Origin of the sequence: Bacteroides sp. ET336 (assembly GCF_024733815.1) — a bacterium.
In the GTDB taxonomy this organism is placed as follows: Bacteria; Bacteroidota; Bacteroidia; order Bacteroidales; family Bacteroidaceae; genus Phocaeicola; species Phocaeicola cellulolyticus.
Map to the genome: position 1 here is coordinate 16,942 of NZ_JANRHK010000017.1, position 17,984 is coordinate 34,925.

The following is a 17,984-nucleotide window of genomic DNA, read 5'->3' on the forward strand; positions in this document are numbered from 1 at the left end:
TTTTTTGAAAAAATGAACTTATAATTTGAAATTTGAGCACCCTAAAAGAGTAAAAAAGGGCCGCATCATTACTCAATACAGAGTTTGATACGGCCCCTTTTAAATATTATAGTTATAATCTGTAACTTTAGGGAGTAGTCATTTTAGTTTTGATACACCCTCTTTTTTGTCAATTATTTATTCGGAGTTTCCCAAACCTTAGTTTCTGAACAGCTTAAATCAATCCACTTATCGCCACATTTCAGTTTGAAGTCACCTTTCTCCAGACGCCACTTGCCGTCATAACCCACAAAGGCCAGATCACTTCCCTTTATCTTCATACTTACGGTCTTAGTCTCATCTGGCTGTAATGAAACCTTCTCAAAGTTACGAAGACGAATGTTGTCCGGAGTACTGCTTGCAACCATGTCTTTTGAATACAGAAGAACGGCCTCTTTACCTGCTACACTTCCAGTATTAGTTACATCTACAGACACCGTTATTTCATCAACTGCAGTGAAAGAAGTCTTGTCTGCACGGAGATTATCATAACTGTATGTTGTATAGCTCAAACCGAAACCGAACGGCCACTGGACATCCATCACTGAATCATAGTTATAGTTACCGCCCATCTGACCCATATTCTCACAAGGCTTGTAATCGTATGTTGCCAAGGCATTGATATATTTAGGATATGTAAATGGCATCTTGGCGCTGAAGTTGGCATCACCGGACATAAGGTTAGCTAAAGCGTCACCACCATAGTTGCTTGGAAGCATCACATTGATTACTCCCTGAGCCAATGGTTCTATATCATTTATGATACGTGGACGTCCCTGATTCAATACCAAGACAATAGGCTTGCCGGTCTTTGAAAGTGCCTTAACCAGATTACGCTGATTTTCTGAAAGGGTAAGATCGGTAAGGTTACCAGGTGTCTCACAATATGAGTTCTCACCTATACATGCAACTATGACATCGGCACGGGAAACTGCCGATACGGCCTTACCTATTTCAGGAGCGTTCTCCTCCCACCAGTTGTCATTCTTATAAGGAGCATATGTAACACCTGGTTCATAAATTATATTTTCCTTTCCATACTTGTTGCACAAAGACTCATATATAGTATTATATGCCTGCGCACACTCGTCGGCACGGTGTCCCTGCCAGCTGTATGACCATCCGCCGTTAAGACAACGCATGGAATTTGCATTTGGACCGGTCAACAGAATCTTACTACCTTTCTTTATTGGAAGGATATTATTCTCATTCTTTAAAAGAACTTCAGATTCTTCGGCTGCCTGAAGAGCTACTGCAGCGAATTCTGAAGAACCGAACTTGTCATACTTCTTGATATCCCAGTATGGATTCTCAAACAGTCCCAAACGGTATTTGAGGCGTAAAACACGTGATACGGCATCGTCTATTCTGCTCATTGGGACCTCACCCTCTTCTACCAGTTCTTTCAGATAAGTACAGAAACTTACCTCATATGGAACCATAGACATGTCTATACCCGCATTGATTGCTATCTTTATAGCTTCCTTCTTAGTGGCGGCAATATGGTCGCGTGTACAAAGATTATTGATGTCGGCCCAGTCTGTTACTATCATACCGTCCCAGTTCAGGTCTTCTTTCAACCATTCAGTCAGTAATTCACGGTTGGCATGGAAAGGCATACCGTTGTCAACACCGGAATTTACCATTACACTCAATGCACCGTTACGGATAGCTGCAAGGAAAGGAGCAAAATGTTTCTCGCGCATATCACTACGGGATATTGATGAAGGTGTACGGTCCTTGCCGGATACAGGAACGCCGTATCCCATATAGTGTTTCATACAAGCGGCTACATTATACTCACCGATATGATTAGGATCTTCTCCCTGAAAACCGGCAACTGCCGCCTTACCCATCTCGGCATTTACATAGCAGTCCTCACCGTAGTTCTCCCACATACGCGACCAGCGTGGGTCACGGCCCAAATCAACGACAGGAGCATATGTCCATGGAATGCATCCGGCCTTGGTCTCGTAGGCAGAAATTTCTGCTCCCTTACGGACAAGGTCACGGTTAAAAGAAGAAGCCATGTTTATACCTTGCGGAAACATAGTACCGCCTAGAGTATAAGTCGTTCCATGTATCTGATCGACACCATATATACAAGGGATTCCTATTTCCTTCATGGAAATGTCCTGAATCTGCTTTATTGCCTCGGCCCATTTCTCCTTGGTCTGTGCGATACTCAAAGGGACATTAAGGAGTGAACCTACCTTATATTTCCCTATTACTGTGTCGAGCATAGCAGGATTAAGCACAAAGCCGTGTTTCTTGCTTTCCTCAAAATCGCTTACCACATCTATTGTTATTTCACACATCTGACCTATCTTTTCTTCCAAGGTCATCTTGCCAAGCCATTCCTTTATGTTGGCTTCAATCTCAGGATCTGATGGGATGGCAGCAGGAAATTTTTTCTCCGGTACGCTGCACGAACTCACGCCTACGCATAAAGCAGAGGCGATAAACAGGTTCTTTAGTTGATTCATAGTTATTTATATTTGAAATTTATAATGTAATCTTTATCTCTCTCTGTATCAAGTTGTAAGATTCCTTTGGAACTATACTCTTTACCATTAACCGTTATCATACTACAATATTCCGGAAGTTTAATCTTTAATTCAGGCATCCAACCACCTTTTATTATAGCCTGCACCACTTTACCATTCTTCCATTTCAATCCAACGGTAGCTCCTCCTCTCACCTTCATGCCATAGAATTCACCTTCTTGCCAGCTATCCGGTATTGCCGGTAGCAAACTAACGAAACCATCCTGACTTTGAAGAAGCATTTCTCCTATACCCGAAGTTCCACCCCAGTTTCCATCCATTTGAAATGGCGGATGCGAACAAAACAGATTTGGGAATGTACCACTGCCATGCTGTTTAGGATTATCATGAGTGTATGCAGGATACAGCAGGCTCTTGAACAGTTTATAAGCTCTATTACCATCACCCAAACGTGCCCAAAAATTAATTTTCCATGCACGGCTCCATCCGGTACCTTCATCTCCACGTCTGTTTAAAGTCACCTTACATGCCTCAGCCAACTCCGGGGTATTATAAACCGAGATCTGATTGCCAGGATGCAATCCATATAAATGCGACACATGACGATGGTGTACATCTGTTTCCTCATAATCTTCAAGCCATTCCATCAGGTAACCTTTCTTACTAATTTGATGAGGAGGAAGCTGACATATAGCCTTCTTCAAAGAGTCTGCATACAATGAATCGACAGACAATATATGTGATGCCGTTATTACATTAGAATATAATTCTCGAACCAGCTGTATGTCCATAGTAGGTCCCATACAGACGCTTATGGGTGTACGGTCTTTCCCTTTCAGATAGAAAGAATTTTCAGGAGATGATGTAGGAGCTGTTACCAGCCATCCATGTTTTGGTTCTTTTACCATAGTAGAATAGAAAAATTCTGATGCTCCTTTAAGAATAGGATAAACCTCCGCCAGATAATTTCTGTCTCCGGTAAAAAGATAATGTTCCCAAAGATGCGCACAGAGCCATGCACCACCTGTATTTGTAGCTCCCCACGACGGATGTTCTCCGGGAGCTGTATAATTCCATACATTTGTCATCATATGAAGTACCCATCCCCTGGCGTTTTCTCCATAAAAGGACTTGGCACTTTCCTCACCACTCTCAACCAGACGTTTTACCAAATCAATCAATGGAAGATAAAGTTCTGTCAGGTTACCCTGTTCCAATGGCCAATGGTTCATCTGGACATTAATATTTGTATGATAATCTCCATTCCATGGAGTGCCAGGCTCATTTGCCCATAAGCCCTGCAAATTTGGAGGAAGGCTACCCGGACGTGTACTGCTTATCAACAGATACCTTCCATAATTATAATATAGTGCAGCCAGTGAAGGGTCGTCGTACGACTGAAAACTCTCTATACGTTTGTCTGTAGTAAGATGTGAAGTATTGGAATTCTCAGGCAAATGAATACCCACACGGTGAAAATAATCGCCATATGCCGAAATTGTTTCCGCTTTAAGTTTGTTCCAGTCATAATCCAAAACATTATCCAGAACACGCTCAGCCTCGGTAGAATACACTTCTCCATTCAGATACGAAGTCTTGGCTGATACAAACAGCCATGCTTCATCAGCATTTCGTACAGATATATAATTCTCCCCGGTTTCTCTCTCCGCTTTATCTCCAAGACCTACAACACTTGTTATGGCCGAATATCGTACACCTCTTGCCTTGCTTCCGCTATCAAGTTCGCCAGATATAAGAAGTTTGCCGTCAGAAGGACTTTTTACTTTTCCTTTCTCAGGTCTGCTCATATTCATTCTGAAAGATATTGAATTCTTTTTATCAGCCTTTATGTGTACAACCATTACATCTGCAGTTCTGGATACATAATACTCACGTACATAATTTACTCCACCTTTTCTGAAAGAAGTATAAGCAACACTCTCACTCAAGTCCAACCAACGTCTGTAATCGCTCATGCTTTCATCGGCAACCGGATAGGAATATTCTATATCCATATCGGCAAGCATCTGATAAGCACCGTAAGTACCACCCTTTTCAGGTTTCTTAGGTACAAAGCTTTTATACATAAGTTCCTGTGCTTCCTTGTTTTTCCCTTTAAAAAGCAGTCTGCGTATTTCAGACAAACTGGTTGATGCTTCAGGATTAAGATAATCAGCTTCCGAACCACTCCACATACTTATCTCATTGAGAACAATACGTTCTTTATCTGTTCCGCCGTCGGGCATCATTCCAAGTCTTCCATTACCCAAAGGTAAAGTTTCCTCCCACAGTGCAGCCGGTTCGTCATACCATAATACCATCTCAGGACGCCTTAGTTCAGGCAAAAGATCCATTCCTGTAATAGATTTATAAATAGTCTCAGCAATTATCCTCGCACCATACTTGTTCGGATGCACCCCATCCTGATATTCATTTGGATAATAAGGTCTCATAGCTGTATTGAGGTCTATCATGCTGATGTTCCGTTCCACAGCCACTTCTTTTATAATCGGAATTATACAATTATATATTATACTGTCATTTATTCCCCAACCTTTATTCTCTGAAGGGATAGGCAAACACAAATATATTTTAGGTGAAGACGACAAAGCAGAAAAACTATCCAACAATGTATTCAAGTCATGCTTAAAATCATCCTTATGCAGCCAGTTATGAGGTTTGGAATCGTTTGTACCAAGTTTTATTGTAACAATATCCGATAGAAATTCAAGTGCATCCTTAAAACGCTGTTCCTTCATATAAGGCAAATCGCCTTTCATGAGCAATGTTCTGGCACTGAGTCCAAAATTTTCCACTTCGTAATCATCACCCAACAAAGACTGAAGAACAGCCGGATAACTTTCCTGCGACGGATTTTCCAGCCCAAAGCCTTCTGTTATACTGTTACCTACACATGCAATTTTAATATTGTCTGCTTTAACAGAAAACACAATAAAGGTGAATAATAAAAATGACAATATATGTTTTAACATTCTCATTAGATTTTGATATTTTCAGTTTTCAAAAAAACATCTTTTTATGGGATTATCCAATAAAACCATTTATAAATGGTCAATTTTATAAATGCAAAGCGCTCCACCAATATAAAAATGATGGAGCACCTTCAAATATTTTATTCCCAATTATCTGTTCTGAATGGATATAAAGGAAGACCACGAAGGTTTGCTACATTACCCGGTTTATAATCGCGGAATCCATACCTTACGGCAACAGGATTTTTTACATTTTCACATGTTACTTTTATCTGATTACCACACGCTTCAGCCTCTGCGGGATAGAACACTTTGTCTTCGCCTGCCATCTCAAAACCTTCCATGTCTGACATGCGATTGAAGCCTTCCGGAGCATTATCAAATGTGAGGTAAACATCACCATCCTTCATATACATTGACTTATAAACTGGTCCATACGCCTCAATACCACGTACACCATAGGTTTTGCTCAACGCCATATAAGCAAGTCTTTTCCCAACATCTGTCTTATTCTTCGGATGAATATTTTTCATTTCATAAGGCATAACCAAATCATTTGTAGAAATCATACCACTGTTAGGAATCATGGACTGAGCTTTGAACTGAGACTCTCGGAGAAGAGCAAATAAATTTGTTTCTGGAGAGTTGAAAGGTGCTATCTCCACATAGTAAAAAGGAAGTTCACCAAGCCCCCATTCTTTACGCCATAATTCAACCATTGTCCTCAAGCGTTCGGCATAAGTATTATGTTTTCCCACATTGGCTTCACCCTGATACCATAAGAAACCTTTAATAGTATAATTTTGTAATGGATGTAACATACCATTATACATCAATGTAGGGCTAGTATAATGCCACCATCCGTCTTCTCTCCTTATATCACGTTCCAGGTCAATATCAGGATATTCTGCCACTATTTCACGAGGTAACCACCCTTCTACGGTAGAACCGCCCCAACTACAATTTATAATACCAATAGGAATATCCAAAACCTGATTCATCATCATAGCAAAATTAAACCCTGTGGCACTGAATTCAGGAGCATTTTCAGGATTACTAACTTTCCAACTGCCCCTACAGTAATCAACAGGTGCTGTCTGCCCGTCCCTTCCTATTGTAGCAACTCGTATGCCTTTCCATTTCGAGGCCGTAGCTATCAATTCATTTGCACCTTCTATTGGAGCATTCCAAAAACCCCTTAAAGGCATTTCCATATTAGACTGTCCGGAGCAAAACCAAACCTCACCTATCAGAATATTACTCAACTTAGTTTCCTCGCCATCGGATAATGTTATGGCATAAGTCTGGTAACTTGCAGATGGAGTCTCTATTTTTATTATCCATTTGCCATCCTTATCTGACATTGTTCTATAAACATTATTCGTCCAAGAAGGACAAATTGTTATTTCCTTGTCACTATCTGCTTTCCCCCACAGACAAACATCTGTTTGCTGCTGCAAAACCATATTGTCACTCAAGATTTCAGGCAATACTATTTTTGCCATTGCTCCAGCCTGCATCATCATCAAGCATGTAATCGTAATTAATTTTTTCATGTTTGAATTAATATTATATTAAACTTATTATTTATCTTACTATTTACACTTTGCATAGCAGGTATTATTTCATAACAGATTAATTTCAAAATAGGCTATTTTATTTTAAAATGTTACCAATTATTTATTTAAAGGCAAAAATTTTATACTCCTCTCATATTTTGTTACTGGTACTTTATATGGTAACATTATAGACCTGCATGTACATCCAACTCCAGAAGTTGCATAATCAAGATTCAAAGTGACAGTCTTACTCTTCTTCAACTGATAAGTATATAATGATTTGGTTAGATTATCAGTCGAAAACGGATATACATTAAAATTAAACAATTCATTCATAGAGATTTTTAAGCCACGTCCGCTCTTATTCTTAATCATCAACCATCTGTTATCACACCTCAAACCATAATCTTGCGGTATCAGATAAGGTTCATACATATCATTAACATTTGAGCTATATTGTCCAACCGGATATCCTGTTTTTCTATCCGGATAATTTTCTTGAGGTCCTCTTCCATACCATAAAATATTATTATAAGTAGAATCTATTTCCATTGTAAGGCCTATCCTCATTAACCACCTCGGAAGTCTACCTTGTGGAACAATCATATGGTTTATATCAATCTCTCCAGTATTTTTAACGCAATATCTATATATATTCTCAAATCCATTTATCTGAACGCCTGATATATACTTATCTAGTTTTCCATAAGACTCATCAGGAGACAATTTATAGCTTCGGCTATAAATATTGACAACATCATTTCCTTTATTATAATCAAAAGATACCATGATATCCTTCAATTTATCAATCCCGAAAGAATATTGTTCATTGACGGTACGCATACCATATTCTTTCTTCCAGCCAGTACGATCTTCTCCCCATGCAGCCCAATCGTCCAGTTCATTAGCAAGAGGGGCTCTCCATACATTAAAATCAACATCTGATTTTATTACCTCCTCATTATTTATATATAAAGAAAACAATCGTCCAGTTCCTTTAGAAAATCCATATTTAAAACCATCTCCTTCGACCCACAAACAAGTATCAGTATCCACACAATTCAAATTATGGTTTCCACATTGCATAGGTAAAACAATGTCCCTATGCCATGGCAAATCAAGCTGTTCCCATGCAACTATATGACCTTTATCGGCCCATATCTCTTTACTCTTCAGGCTTACCTTAAATTCCAATCTATATTCTACATTATCTTTTATTTCAGGTATAGAAATAGGTATAGCCACATTCTTTTTATGCAACGGAGCTATATTCTCATCTACAATGCCACGTTGGACAATTTTACAATCCTCCGTAAGAAACCATTCAACCAAGTATTTATCCAGTTCTATAAAACTATGCTTATTCCATATCTCAACAATAAAATTGCCATTATTATCTATCCAGCTGAAATCAACCGGTTGTGCTGATTTTCTCATTTGCCACATTTCCGGTTGCGGCTTTCTGTCAGGCCATATTGAACCGTAAGTCCTTGCACCAATACCATAGCTATAAAATGTCCCTGACGAGTTTTCATTCTCAAAATCAAGCCATAGTACAGAATTTTCTTTACTCAAAACATTTGCTGAATAGATTTTATCAAATATGGCGACATTATCAATCATTGCGTCACATATAGCAACATTAATATCACACCCCTGGGTTTCTGAATTACGACCTATATTTACCGGGAATGGCAGATTCTTAATATGACCATTAGCAGGCATCTCTGCCAATTCTATATTATCTACAGATATAGACATGAATTTTCCATCATACTCACATAATACACTATGCCAATTATACTCCCAGTTTAACGGAAGTTTTGCTGTCAGTTCGTACCTTTTGTCAGTGAAAATATAAAACTTTATTTCATCTACTCCGTTTTGATGTACCCCAAATTGATTATTGCCCTTAGTTATAAAAGAGCCTGAATCCTTACATGAAGCACGCGGATATACATCAAATTTTAAAATAAGCTGATTACTCGTCAACTCCAGATTCTCTCCTCTGTAAATCTCAATCCATGCATCATGACCACTAAAGTCCGCAACCGTATTATTCCCAATCCTTTTCAAGGATACTTTTCCCATAATGTTTACAGGAGTATCAAATGGTGAGCCGTCCTGTATCCTCCTTACTTTTTCTTCTATACCAGGACTAACAAAATCCCAAATAGCTCCACCAATTATCCTTGAATGAGAATTTATGACACGCCAATAATCATCCAATCCACCGCCTCCATTTCCTGCGACAGACAAATATTCATCCATAAAAGAAGGTCTTATATCATTATCATAGCCCATACCTTGCTGTATTTCCAACTCTATCGGACTAGGATATCTAGGGCCGACAATATCCTCTGCTTCATGTTTTGGTGCATTTCCACCATACATCCAAAGCCTTGTTTCATCATATTTCTTGCCTTCTTTCACAACTTCCGTAATATTAAATCCCTCACCAGACTCATTTCCAGCGCTCCAAAACAAGACACAAGGATAATTTCTATCCCGCAAGACCATCCTTCGCACTCTCTCTTTATACATTTCCGTAAAATCACTTCTTTCAGATACCCATTCTGTTGCATGAGCTTCAACCCCTGCCTCATCTATTACATAAAGTCCATACTCATTGGCCAATCTTAGATATGAATTCACAGGAGGATAATGCGAAGTACGCACGGCATTAAAATTAAACTGTTTCAATAATTCAAAATCCTGTCTGATAACATCCTCACGCATCACATGTCCCCATCGCGGATGTTGCATATGTGAATTCTGAGCATTGATCTTTACAGGAACTCCATTCAAGCAAAATACTCCATCTATTATTTGCGTTTCCTTAAAACCTATTTTTGTTTCAATTTTATCAATTATCTTATCCTGACTGTTTAAAAGTAACAAATGCAAGTCATATAGATTTGGTGTTTCAGCAGTCCATTTCAAAGGATTGATTATTTCTTTTGATATAGATACAGACTGTTCCCTCTCTATTTCAAACAAAGGAGATGAAAACTCACTTATTATATCGGAGTGTCTATCCAGCAAAACGGCTTTTACTTTCAACTCACCTTCTATACTATTTCCATACCTTTTTACATCCACTCTTAGATTAAGTTCTGAGTTGATATAATTATCATCCAATTCTGTTTCAACACACCAATCAAACAATCTTGTATCCGGTGTTGAATAGATTATGACATCATCAAATATTCCTGCAAAGCGCCAATAATCCTGACCTTCAAGATAATAGCCGTCACTATATTTGACTACCAAAACAGAAATAACATTTTTACCTTCCCTTAAACAAGACGTGATATTATATTCGGCAGGCTCCTGAGCCCCTTCATTATATCCCACCTCTTGCCCATTTATCCATACGAATGATGCTGAGGCAACTTTCTCCATACGCAAAAATACTTGTTTGCCATCCCAATCATCAGGTATTGTAAAAGTTTTCCGATACAGACCTGTAGGATTATAGTCTCTCGGCACAAACGGCACATTGACTTTAAATGGGGCATTCACATTTCTGAAGAGCTTGTCACCATATCCCAACATTTCCCAGTTTGAAGATACTTCTATTTTATCCCAGTTATCATCATCGTAACTATAACTATAAAAATCAGCTGGTATGCTATCCGGGGTAACAAACCACCTAAAATTCCATAAGCCGTTAAGTGAAATGTTACTTTCTGGTATGTAATAACTTCTTCCCGGCTCCTGATTAACCTCAAATATTGCCGGATTCTCTATATAATAATATATATTGTCAAGAAACGCTGTTTGGGCTGTTCCAATAACGGCCTGAATAGATAGAATAAAAAATATTATCTTCTTCATAGGATAAATATAAAAACTACTTGCATTCAATTGTATAAGAAGTTCCGGCAAGCCCTTCTCCTTCTACTGTTAAAGTAGCCGTTCCCTTCTGTGTATCAGATTGCAATAAGATTTGTGCCAAGCCATTGAATGATTTTACCTGATAGTGGCGCGTGCCTCTATCCTTCGGCGAATCACCATCTTTATATGCAGGATCACCATTCCCTACACCTAAAATCCGTATAGGGCCTTCAACGGTAAACTTTAACAATGGACAAGCTGTAGGAACAAAATTATTCTTCTTGTCTTTTAGCTCCACATCTATAACAGCTACATCTTGTCCGTTTGCAAACAATGTATCCTTGTTTGCAGTCAGTACAATACGTTCCGGTTTCCCTGATGTACGAATCATCCGTGTTAATTGTCTTTTACCGTTCTTAAATCCTATAGCTTTGACTGTACCAGGATAATAAACGGCATCCCATGACAAATGACCATTTTCAGGCATCTTTTTACGTCCAAGTTTTTTATTATTAACAGTAAGTTCCACTTCGTCGCAATTACTGTAAATCCAAACCTTGATACTGTCGCCTTCATGTCCTCCCAGGTTCCAATGAGGGAATATATGAAGTGTAGGTTCATCAGTCCACCATGATTTTAAATACCATGCCTCATCCTTTGGGAAGCCACAATAATCGAAAATACCTTTATGAGTTCCGGTCTGTGGATAACCTATTGGATTAGGTTCACCACGGAAATCAAATCCAACCCAATAAAACATACCTCCTAACCAAGGACGCTCGCAATAAAATTTCCATCCACGTTCTATGCAGTTAAGTACACTGTCTTTACCATTAGGCTTAAGATTAAGTGATGCCATATGCCCGTTCTTAAAATCATCAAAATATACCCCTCTAGTTCCGCACCCTGAGATTTCTTCAGTACCAATACCACATCGTAATGGATATTGCCCACGGTATTTGTCAATCGGATTCTGGAGAATGTAATTATAACCTGCCACATCAGCAGGAACAAGGACTGAAGGTCCACCGCTTGATGCTACAGTCATCATCCTGCTTGGATCAAACCTATGGCAATATTCACGCATAGAAGCTATCACACGTGTACCCTGTTCACTCCATTCCATACCCCATTCCTCATTACCGACACTCCAAAGTATAATACTAGGATGATTCCTGTCACGCTCAATCATACGTTTCAACAGACGCACATGCTCATTATTTATTCCTGTAAGACGATTTTCTTCTATTACAAGAATACCCAGACTGTCGCATGCGTCTAGCAATTCAGGAGTCATCGGATTATGCGAAGAACGGTAAGCATTGCATCCAAACTCTTTCAACCTCTTCAAACGAAAAATCTGCAAGGCATCTGGAATTGCAGCCCCAACACCGGCATGATCCTGATGCATATTCACTCCCTTCAGCTTCACCACTTTTCCGTTCAAAAGGAAACCTTTGTTCGCATCAAATTTAACTTCACGAATACCAATTGTAGTATTGTAAGTATCAACTTTCTTATCATCGACAAAAACCTCTGTCATTACATTGTACAGATATGGATTGTCTGTACTCCAAAGCTCCGGATTATCCACAGTCAATTGCGAACATACTGTTTGTGAGGTCTTTGGATATACATTTTCGCCATTACCATCACAACTGCCAACTTCTTTTCCTTCACTGTCAAATAATATATGACGTAATTTGAAAGATGTTGCTTTCATTCCGGAGTTTTCTATATTTGTTTCAATATTTAAAACTGCAGAATCATATGTAGAGTTAAGCCTGCTGCTTATGAAAGTTCCAAAAGGAGCCACATGTAAGTCAGACATTTTATGCAACCACACATGACGATATATTCCTGCACCTTCATAAAACCAACCCTCGGCCATTGAGGCATCTACACGAACGGTTATCAGATTTTCTCCCCCGTAATTCAGGTATTCCGAAATATCATACGTCTGTGTAGCATATCCACTTGCCTCACCTCCTAAATAAAATCCGTTGACCCATATTTTTGAATCCCTGAAAATGCCGTCAAACTGCAAATACAAATGACGTCCCAAATCTGTTTCCGGTATGTTTATAATCTTACGATACCATCCCACACTATTTTCAGGATATTTATACCCCAACATTTTATATCCATGGCTATGTACAGCATTTTTATCATATGGTAAATACACTGCCCAGTCATGCGGCAAATCGACCTTCTCCCATTCCGAATCATCAAAGTCCTTTGAATAAGGACCTTTGTTATGAACTGAATTGGCTTTAGTCAGATAATTGAAATCCTCTGTTCCACATCCAAAATCTTTTTCCGGAGATGAAGCGGAACCTAAGGCAAATAGCCATCCTTCATCCATTAATATGCGTTCACGTTGTGAATAAACATATAAAGGATACCAAGGCATCATCATGGCCAATAATAATGTAAAAATATTTCTTCTCATGTTTAATGGTTTATTCATATTTACTATTCAAACTTCCATGAATCAAAACTTAGACTCTGTCCTTTCAACACAAAATAAAGGTCAGTTTGCCCTTTAAACTTTTTGAGGACTCCGCTTTTTATTATTTCCATATTACCGTTATTCACCATCAATGTAGCAATTATTTCTCCAGAAGGAGTTCCACGACGTACCTCAATGATTCCCTTCCCGCAAACCTTAGCTGCAAAAGAAGAAGGTTTCTTAGAAAATTTCACACCCCTCAAGCATATCAATCCTTCTTCACCATTTGAAAGTCCTGCATACATATTGCCTACCTCAGGTGACTGTGAGAATTTTATATTTTGTGTTGCGGCTGTAGTCTCCGCTTGCTGAAGAACAAACGGGTTCAAGGGTTGTATCTGGTCAACACCTTTCAAGGTCTGATTTCCCATGAAAATATGCACATCCTTTTCATCTACATTTATTTCATCCACACATACATTTCGGAATCCTCCGTCGGTATTGAAACTACTTTGCAATGTTAATGTATGATAGAACAAATACCATTTATCACGGAATTTATGCAAATGTGTATGATTATTACTGAATCCAAGTCCATAGTCGCCAGGATTTTTCAGGTAATTATTATGATATTTCCAACTTGTTTTGTCAAGCGGAGTTTTGCTCGTCATATAGAACATACTACATTTCGTAGGTTTCTCTGTAGTATAGTTCCAATCGCTATAATCCTGCCAATCAGTATTGTATGTATAAACATATGTTCCATTTATATAATTCATCTCATTTGCCTCGAAATGATGAGGAGCGTTCATCTTTACTATTTCACTGTCTATGCTTATCATATCCTTACCTAAACGCATGATACACGAAGAGCCTGCACCTACAGTTAGCCATCCCGTTCCATTGGCATCAATAACTGTACCTGGATCAAAAGGAACTTTACAATCTCCAAGTCCCGGAGTATTGGCATCAATCAAGCTTTTATTAAGAGGACTACTCCATGGACCTACCGGTGATGTCGCAGTCAGTACACCTGTACCGAACCCACTATTTGAAAAATAAAGATAAAAATGAGTTTTACCGTCACTTTCCTTACGTTTTACTATAGAAGGTGCCCATGAGGCTATAATCCATGGGGCTATGCTGTTTACATTAATAACGCCATGATAAGTCCAATTCACCATATCATCTGTTGACATCATAACAAGGGACTTAATATGTTCGTATGTATTACGTCCATCACGTCCTACAGTTTCATATTGCTGACTATCATTTGTGGCATACACATAAAGTCTTCCTTCATATTCCACAGCAGTAGGGTCTGCAGTAAACATAAAATCCAACAACGGGTTTGCATCGCCAGAAATTAATTTCGGAGAAACTTCCGGCACGATTGGCATGTATTTGAAGTTGTCATAATCCGCCTGTACATCCCCTTCGGCAAACAGTCCGATATATACCCCCGTGAAACCTCCATTAGTTTCAGTACTAAGATAACGGGTGTTCATATGTCCGGCTTCTGAATAATGAGTACCGTCCGTTGAATACATCAAAGAATAAATTTCATCACTTCCCTTAATTCTCAGATAAATGAAATCGTCAGTTACTTTGCAAATATCTTCTACATGACATAGGTCGTTCAAACGATAACGGAGTTTCAATTGACCGTCAGTTACATAAAGGTCGTAATGAGCTGAAGGACAAAGATAAGCAGTCATTCCTACATTTCCATTTCCTTTTGCCTTCATCCTTGTTGTGGCTTGGAAGTTGATATCTTCCTGCCGGCGCCCCACAAACGTAGGTGAAACGCCATAATCATCCAGTTTTTTATCACTTCCTTTTATACGGAGAAAACCTTTGTTCTCCTTAAGAGAATAGTTTTCCTTTACAGGAATACCTATCCAGTTCCATTCCACTCCAAGTTCTGAATTATTAAAATCCCAATCCGGACTGTTTTTTATTGTAGTTTGCGGAAGTGTTTTCACATCCTTCATATCGAGATTTATTGTTCCATCCACATTAACCACCGGCCATCCTTCTTTGTCCCATGAAACTGGAGCAAGGAAGGTTTCACGCCCCAAGACATGATGTTGTCCATTCTGAGTACGGAACCCAAGACATACCAGCCACCATGAACCGTCGTGCGCCTGTACCATATCGGCATGTCCTACTCCTTGAATAGGATTATTTTGTGCATTCTGGTTTATATGTGTCAAAATAGGATTTGCCGGATTACTTTCATACGGTCCTTCAATATTCCGGCTGCGTGCTATAGTAACCTTATGACCATATTCAGTTCCTCCTTCGCTAATCATCAGATAATACCATCCGTCACGCTTATAGATATGCGGTCCTTCAGGGAAACGTCCGCCTGTACCAGCCCATAGGCGTTTAGATTCGGTCAACATCTCTCCTGTTTTTGGATTGATTTCACATAGCCATATGGCACCATCTGGATTACTCACCATGTAGCAATGACCGTCTTCAAAGTAAAGTGAAGGGTCAATACCACCTTGCTTAATCCATACAGGATCTGACCATTCCCCACTCGGATTATCAGTATATACCAGAAAATTTCCACGATCTGAAGTGTTTGTGGTAATCATGTAATACGTACCGTCATTATAACGGATAGTAGGAGCATAAATGCCTCCCCACATATTACCCCCTTTTATTTTCAATTGCGACTCGCGTGTCAGTACATGTCCTGTCTGTTCCCAGTTTACAAGATCACGACTATGAAAAATAGGCACACCGGGAAAATATTCGAACGAACTGTTTACAATATAATAGTCTTCTCCTGCACGGCAAATACTTGGATCGGGATGAAATCCTGGGATAATAGGATTTTTATATCCCTGTGCCATACCGCAAAAAGTAAATAAAAATAAGACTACGAAGATACTTAATGTTTTTTTCATGGATTTCAGTTTTTCTTATTCAGCTATTATAGTCAGGTTAAACAAAAGACACAGAGACACTGGTTTACAACCAATTAATACTTTATGGTGTTGTATCTCTGTGTCATCCCAAAATCTGTTATTATCAATAAGGATACTGTCCTTTTGCCGCACCATCCATCAGCATCTGATGAATTACTGGTACTATAATATCCAATGTGTTACGGTCAAAGAAACGCGCGCCCTGAATATCCCACAGGAATGGGACACAGCCATAATTTTTCGCCTGCTCTGCTACATAACCGAGGAAATAACCTTCGGACTCTTCGCATTTTTCCTGAAGCATATCCATATTGGCTACAATCTTGTCATAGTTCTTATAGTCTTTAAGCAATGGGTCATTTTCATATTCACGATATGCCAGACCAAACTCACCGACAATTACAGGAACTCCCAGGTCAACGAACTTTGTCTTCATCTTGTTCATCTGCTCATGCACATATCCCTCCTGATTGTCATAATCGAATTTTCCATCCATATATTCGAGAGCATACTGTTCGTAAGGTTCACCCCAGAAATATGTCATTCTTGCAGCCAAATCACTTGAAGGATCGTTTAAACAGAAATTGTATGGCGTATAGTAATGTACTTCTACCATCAAACGTGCAGGAGTAGGGTCTTCAGGAAGTTCAAACCAATCGTATGTCTTATCTATATTAGTATCAGGTCCCTGGACTATCAAATTACGATAAGTATTGTTTCCTCCCGTATCACGTACCGCATTCACAAAAGCTTGTTCGTAACGACGTAAAACAGCCATATCCTCACGATTTGCGACAGCAGGTTCGTTTGCTCCAGCAAACAAAAGACGTCCGTCATAATCACGGAATGCAGTAGCAATTTGTGTCCAAAAATCATAGACTTTAGCCTCTACTGTAGCTATAGAGTCTGCTGTCAGAGCAGAAGCATCACAACTCTGATCCTGCCATCCTCCATCCCAGTGAATATTGACAATGGCATACATATCTGCATTCTGACAAAAATCAACTATTTCTTTCACATGGTTTAACCAATCAGCCTTGAGTGTCTTTCCATCCGCTTCCAGATATTGAGGCTGATTCCATGCACACGGAATACGTACTGCATTGAAACCCATCTCCTTTACTTTATTAATAATAGCTTGGGTTGTAGGAGGTGCTCCCCAAGTTTCCTCTCCGTCAGGTGCTTCAAGCGTATTACCTAAATTCCATCCTATAGCAATTGATTTGGCAACTTCTATTGCATCTTTCTCCATACCTTCCGGATATACCGTATCATATTTAGAGCCTTGTGCTACTGCATATTGTTTAATATTTCCGCCCGCATTCATTGTGATAGTTGCCTTACGTGATTGTTCACCAGTATTTCTTTCGTAAGTTATTTTTATGTACTGTTCTTTAGTAGCTTTACCTGAAACATTAGACAAAGTACACCACGTCTGGTCACTTTCCAAAGTCCAACTTGTATTTGATGTTAAGGACACCATAATATGTCCTTGTCCGTAACCAAACGAAAAATCAGTTACTTCCTGTCCGTTACGGCTAAGGGAAAACTCCGCTCCCTTAACTATGCTGTCATCCTTGCATCCTTGCAATATTGTGGCAAAGACAATAAAGAATAAATATAGGTAGTTCTTTTTCATATTAGCTTAATTA

At 39.1% G+C, this 17,984-nt stretch carries 7 protein-coding genes and 1 pseudogene; all 8 read right to left on the reverse strand.

Annotated elements, in window-relative coordinates:
• Window positions 1–173: 173 nt before the first annotated feature.
• The 8 genes and pseudogenes from NW213_RS13460 to NW213_RS13495 all read right to left on the reverse strand — a co-directional run bounded on the left by NW213_RS13460 (window position 174) and on the right by NW213_RS13495 (window position 17,971).
• Entirely contained in the window at window positions 174–2,525 is a 2,352-nt protein-coding gene (locus NW213_RS13460; protein WP_258323088.1) for a glycoside hydrolase family 3 N-terminal domain-containing protein, read from the reverse strand.
• Window positions 2,526–2,527: 2 nt separating this feature from the next.
• Window positions 2,528–5,539 carry a glycoside hydrolase N-terminal domain-containing protein gene (locus tag NW213_RS13465; protein ID WP_375338151.1) on the reverse strand — a complete coding sequence of 1,004 codons (3,012 nt, stop codon included), beginning with the start codon at window positions 5,537–5,539 and terminating at the stop codon, window positions 2,528–2,530.
• A gap of 140 nt (window positions 5,540–5,679) precedes the next feature.
• Entirely contained in the window at window positions 5,680–7,095 is a 1,416-nt protein-coding gene (locus NW213_RS13470) for a sialate O-acetylesterase (protein ID WP_154045059.1), read from the reverse strand.
• A gap of 120 nt (window positions 7,096–7,215) precedes the next feature.
• On the reverse strand, window positions 7,216–10,938 hold the full coding sequence (locus NW213_RS13475) for a glycoside hydrolase family 2 TIM barrel-domain containing protein (RefSeq protein WP_258323090.1): 3,723 nt from the start codon (window positions 10,936–10,938) through the stop codon (window positions 7,216–7,218).
• Between the two features lie 16 nt (window positions 10,939–10,954).
• The gene (gene galA / locus NW213_RS13480; protein WP_258323091.1) at window positions 10,955–13,390 is read right to left on the reverse strand and encodes a beta-galactosidase GalA; all 2,436 of its coding nucleotides are present in this window, start codon (window positions 13,388–13,390) and stop codon (window positions 10,955–10,957) included.
• Between the two features lie 23 nt (window positions 13,391–13,413).
• The gene (locus NW213_RS13485; RefSeq protein WP_258323113.1) at window positions 13,414–14,790 is read right to left on the reverse strand and encodes a glycoside hydrolase family 43 protein; all 1,377 of its coding nucleotides are present in this window, start codon (window positions 14,788–14,790) and stop codon (window positions 13,414–13,416) included.
• Window positions 14,791–16,311 (reverse strand): annotated as a pseudogene (locus tag NW213_RS13490) (glycoside hydrolase family 43 protein); the annotation flags it as partial. It abuts the gene before it with no gap.
• Window positions 16,312–16,435: 124 nt separating this feature from the next.
• Window positions 16,436–17,971, reverse strand: a complete 1,536-nt coding sequence (locus NW213_RS13495; RefSeq protein ID WP_258323092.1) for a cellulase family glycosylhydrolase — start codon at window positions 17,969–17,971, stop codon at window positions 16,436–16,438.
• Window positions 17,972–17,984: the final 13 nt, after the last annotated feature.

Coding starts and splice junctions, on each gene's coding strand:
- NW213_RS13460 (WP_258323088.1), bottom strand. CDS start 2,525: ATGAATCAACTAAAGAACCTGTTTATCGCCTCTGCTTTATGCGTAGGC.
- NW213_RS13465 (WP_375338151.1), bottom strand. CDS start 5,539: ATGTTAAAACATATATTGTCATTTTTATTATTCACCTTTATTGTGTTT.
- NW213_RS13470 (WP_154045059.1), bottom strand. CDS start 7,095: ATGAAAAAATTAATTACGATTACATGCTTGATGATGATGCAGGCTGGA.
- NW213_RS13475 (WP_258323090.1), bottom strand. CDS start 10,938: ATGAAGAAGATAATATTTTTTATTCTATCTATTCAGGCCGTTATTGGA.
- galA (WP_258323091.1), bottom strand. CDS start 13,390: ATGAGAAGAAATATTTTTACATTATTATTGGCCATGATGATGCCTTGG.
- NW213_RS13485 (WP_258323113.1), bottom strand. CDS start 14,790: ATGCCAATCGTGCCGGAAGTTTCTCCGAAATTAATTTCTGGCGATGCA.
- NW213_RS13495 (WP_258323092.1), bottom strand. CDS start 17,971: ATGAAAAAGAACTACCTATATTTATTCTTTATTGTCTTTGCCACAATA.